Consider the following 3,938-nt stretch of genomic DNA (forward strand, 5'->3'; position numbering starts at 1 on the left):
TAACGCCCGGCTAAGGGGTTGACAACGCACCGCCGAACTCAAAAAACACACCGTAAACACTGAACTTCAATTTTGCACTAAAGTCGCCAGGCGTTGGCAATCCCTCTTGAGCCGTTTGTTAGGCAAATTCAATAAGATAAACTGACTTTACTCGATCAAAAGCCACGATTGCAATGGTTGAGTGATTCAAGAATCACCCCAAGTAGGAGTCGTGATAAATAAGCTGCCAAAACAAAGCCCACCTTTCAACAACAAACCAAGCTTTTGAATGAGACAAACTCAACAAGCAAGACTTTCAGCAAGTACAAAATAATCGATTAACTTGCCCTTTCCACACTTTGCGCCCACCAAACTGACAACGCGCCAACGCCAAAACGGATTGAGGCAAACAAAGAACCTTGCCCGTTTTACGGCTTGAGTGAACCACGAATTTGAGGGTGAAAGTGCTTATTTGCCGACAACACAAAACGAATGGCCGGAGAAATCCCACAAGATTGAACCCCTAATTTCACCTGAGTTGCATAACGCCCGCCTAAGGGGCTGGCAACGCATTACCACTAAACTCAAACACAACAACTGCAACCACCGCAGCTCATTGGGACTGGAAACGCCGCGCGTTGACAGTCCCTCTTGAGGCGTTTGTTAGGGGAAATTACACTCGATCCCGTTTTCTCTCAAATATTTCCCCCATGATTCCACACATTCTTTTGCTAAAGCAAAGCAACATTCGTTACCACGCTCTGTCTCAACTAATGCAGAATCAATTGCAGTTTTAGAATCAAAACCTTTCGGACCAACAGAAACTGTTGAACTTATTTGAAAGATCCCAGGAGCTTTTTGACTACGTATTCTATTATTTTTACGTCGATGCTTTAGTCGATTACACAAGTCAGCACAAATTCGAAGAGATGGTGTAGAGTCGATGTATTTTTCAACATTATCCATTGTGGAATAACGTTCATCTTCTTTGATCCAATCTTTCAGGTGATAGCAAACCTCAAAGAATCCATACAACTCAAATTCTAAGTTTCCACCGAATTGTGGATACACTCCTTCACGAATTACTGGCAATTTACGATATTGGTAAATCACCCTTGCCAACTGGTATTCCATATTTCTCCCTAACGCCCAATTAAGGGGTGAACAACGCCTCCCCCCAGACCTAACGCATTGTGTCATAAACACTAAAACTGAAGTAGAAGCAACAGTGCCAAGCGTTGTGAATCCCTCTTAAATTGCTTGTTATGAGCGGGGTTAAGAGTGCGCTTTGACGTACTTTTTAACCTTTTTCATAGCCATTTGACGCTTAAGTGGCGAAAGATAGTCGATAAACAAGTTACCCGATAAATGATCTATTTCGTGCTGCATTACGATGGCTAGAAACTCATCACTTTCGATGGTGATTGGCTTACCTTCGCGATCTAAAGCAGACACAACAACTGAAGTAAAACGCTCTACGTCTGCATAGTAATCAGGAACTGATAAACACCCTTCTTGACCCAATGCTTTATCCGAGCCACTAACCACTTCAGGGTTAACCAAAATTAACGGTTCATCTCGACTTTCTGAAAGGTCGATAATAACAACGGCCTCTTTACGACCAACTTGAGTCGACGCCAAACCGATACCATTGTCAGTCGCATATAACGTTTCCAACATATCGTCTATTAATGTTTGTACCGTCGAGAGATCCTGCACCTTTTCCGCTTTGACCTTAAGCCTTGGATCTGGTGCAGTCAAAATTTCTAAAACTGCCATATTATCCTTCTAATTCTTGGAAGCTCATAACGCCCGGCTAAGGGGTTGACAACGCACCACCGAACTTAAAAAACACACTGTAAACTCTGAATTTCAATTTTGCACTAAAACCGCCAAGCGTTGGCAATCCCTCTTGAGCCGTTTGTTATGCAAATTCAATAAGATAAACTGACTTTACTCGATCAAAAGCCACGATTGCAATGGTAGAGTGATTCAAGAATCAACCCAAGCAAGAGCCGTGATAAATAAGCCGCCAAAACAAAGCCCACCTTTCAACAACAAACCAAGCTTTTGAATCAGACAAACTCAACAAGCAAGACTTTCAGCAAATACGAAATGATCGAATAACTTGCCCTTTCCGCACTTTGCGCCCGCTGAATTGACAACAAACCAGCACCAAAACTCATTGAGGCAAGCAAAGAACCTTGCCTGTTTTACGGCTTGAGTTCGCCAAGAATTTGAGGGTAAAAATGCTCATTTGCCGACAACACAAAACGAATGGCCGGAGAAGTCCCAAAAGATTGAACCCTTAAATTTACCTGAGTTGCATAACGCCCGCTTAAGGGGCAGACAACGCTACTACTCACTTTCCGCATAACACCTTAATCACAAAACCAACGCATAGTAAAAATACCACGCGTTGGCTGTCCCTCTTGAAGCGTTTGTTATAGCGGTGCTTTAGTTGCCCATAGAAATATGATGCGTTGCACACAGTTTATTTCCTGCTGGATCACGTAAATAAGCTAGATACATTTTTCTTTCTCCGCTTACCCTGAGACCAGGAGGATCTTCGCAAGCTACACCGCCATTAGCTAAGCCTGCTGCATGCCATGAATCCACTAACTCTGGGCTACTGACTTTTAAGCCAATTGTCATTCCATTACCATGAGTCGCCAGCTCTCCATTTATTGGCTTCGTAATTCCAAGCACACCATCTTTGTTTATGTAAAGACAGCGACCTTTAGCATCGATAACACCCGATGGATAACCTAAAACAGACAATATGGCGTCATAAAAAACCTTAGATTTTTCAATATCATTGGAGCCAATCATAATATGACTAAACATACTTGTTCCTTTTGTTGAGCAAAAATCGGGATTTACTTTGAAGCATCGATTGAGCAATGTCTAGGTTGAAATGTGAGATAAGCTATAACGCCCAATTAAGGTGTGAAGCACGCAACCACGACTCTCAATTTGACCATTGTAAACACCGAACTCAACCCAAACCGAAAATGCCAAGCGTGCTGAATCACTCTTAAATTGTTTGTTAGTTCTCTGTGCTCACTGTCATCAAAATTGCTTTTGTTGGTATAGATATATAGGTACTGCTATTATGAAGCTTCAGCTTTGTATTAGCACCAACATTAGTAAAAAGCACATCAACTTGTTTTAACCAACAGCCTTGTATACAGTTTAAGTCAGCTGCGCCTTCTTTAGTTTTTAGCCAAGGGAGTACATTTTTATATTGTGCTTGGTCAATTAGAAGGTCCACACCGATTTGACGTACGCCCATTTTTTCAAACGTTGTACGAGTTACACCTCCCCCAATTTGTCCCACAACTAGTGGCGTAATATACACAAACGCGCAGAGACACATTATTACTACATCTTTACTTACGCGATTGCTAACAATCGGACTCCCTGTCGAATCTAAGATTTGTTCTGTTTGATTCGACTTACTCGATACCACAGAAACCAACACATAGCCAAAAGCAACTAATACTATAGTTCCAATAATTACAATCATGGGATGTTGATTTATGTATGCAGCACTGAAAATTATACCGTTTGCAAACAACCCTCCGGCGACAACTGTAAACCAGTCACTTTTTGGTAACGGAAGTACAATATCACCTTTATATGTACTTAGTTTTAAAATGTAGTTAATTGGTTTAGCTAGTAACGACACCCAAAAAACACTAGCTATAAAGAAACCAAACACAGCTACCGAGTAATAAAACCCAAAGACTACAATTGCCCATATAAAGAACAGAGCATCTGTAATTGTAAGTCCTGACGGATAGTGGTTGATGCTGGCACAATAGTAAATAACCAGAATTGCACCAAATATTGCACCAACGACTCCTAAGGTACGTGAATGCTCTTTTATGATGCTAAATAAATTCAAAATAATTGTACGCTGATTTTCCAACTTTCCCCCTGAGAACTAACGCCCG

Annotated in this window: 4 protein-coding genes; all 4 read right to left on the reverse strand. The window is 41.4% G+C overall.

The window, feature by feature from the left end; genetic code table 11:
* Positions 1 to 642: 642 nt before the first annotated feature.
* Positions 643 to 1,113 carry a hypothetical protein gene (locus AACQ17_RS07260; protein WP_094148052.1) on the reverse strand — a complete coding sequence of 157 codons (471 nt, stop codon included), beginning with the start codon at positions 1,111 to 1,113 and terminating at the stop codon, positions 643 to 645.
* A 141-nt stretch (positions 1,114 to 1,254) separates the two neighbouring features.
* On the reverse strand, positions 1,255 to 1,758 hold the full coding sequence (gene def / locus AACQ17_RS07265) for a peptide deformylase (protein WP_069507200.1): 504 nt from the start codon (positions 1,756 to 1,758) through the stop codon (positions 1,255 to 1,257).
* Positions 1,759 to 2,436: 678 nt separating this feature from the next.
* Entirely contained in the window at positions 2,437 to 2,826 is a 390-nt protein-coding gene (locus AACQ17_RS07270; protein WP_088729594.1) for a VOC family protein, read from the reverse strand.
* A 202-nt stretch (positions 2,827 to 3,028) separates the two neighbouring features.
* Positions 3,029 to 3,913, reverse strand: coding sequence for a hypothetical protein (locus tag AACQ17_RS07275; RefSeq protein ID WP_240507678.1), 885 nt, complete (start codon positions 3,911 to 3,913; stop codon positions 3,029 to 3,031).
* Positions 3,914 to 3,938: the final 25 nt, after the last annotated feature.

The organism is Vibrio sp. V10_P2A27P122, assembly GCF_963874335.1.
GTDB lineage: Bacteria > Pseudomonadota > Gammaproteobacteria > Enterobacterales > Vibrionaceae > Vibrio > Vibrio anguillarum.

Excerpts from the sequence above, each read along its gene's own strand:
- AACQ17_RS07260 (WP_094148052.1), bottom strand. The coding sequence starts at position 1,113 with ATGGAATACCAGTTGGCAAGGGTGATTTACCAATATCGTAAATTGCCA.
- def (WP_069507200.1), bottom strand. The coding sequence starts at position 1,758 with ATGGCAGTTTTAGAAATTTTGACTGCACCAGATCCAAGGCTTAAGGTC.
- AACQ17_RS07270 (WP_088729594.1), bottom strand. The coding sequence starts at position 2,826 with ATGTTTAGTCATATTATGATTGGCTCCAATGATATTGAAAAATCTAAG.